General features: G+C 55.8%; 1 pseudogene. It reads left to right on the top strand.

The features are described 5' to 3' along the window. Positions 1–54 precede the first annotated feature (54 nt). A pseudogene (locus ACSIPU_RS30635) lies at positions 55–391 on the top strand (hypothetical protein); the annotation flags it as partial.

Below are 391 nucleotides of genomic sequence, written 5' to 3'. Positions count from 1 at the left end.
GAGGCAGAAGAGGCTCACAGAGCCAGACAAAATGCCCTTATCAGGGATCACAACATGAAGACAGAAACCCTGCACAGTCACTATTGTGATGCGGCGAATGTACTGCGGGAAGAGTATGCGAAAAGAGAAAAGCGCTGGCGTCAGGCGTTGCAGAATGCCCGGGAAGAAGCCAGGCAGGAGCTGGAGGAACAGACGGAGGCACTGAATCAGCGCGCGTCCGGCCTGCTGGTACAGGAGCAGACACTGAAAGCCAGAATGGAGGAAGTCAGAAAGTATGTTGCCGGAGAGCGGCATAACGCCATGCGGGCCCGTCTGGAGGCAGAGGAAGCAGAGAAAAGGCGACAAAATGCCAGTGCAACAGCGGAACGGCGCAGACGGAAACTGGAAAAAC

Source organism: Klebsiella sp. HN106 (assembly GCF_051209435.1).
GTDB lineage: Bacteria > Pseudomonadota > Gammaproteobacteria > Enterobacterales > Enterobacteriaceae > Klebsiella > Klebsiella oxytoca.
The sequence above is the reverse complement of the archived record's forward strand: the minus strand, read 5'-3'. Positions and strand labels throughout refer to the sequence as shown.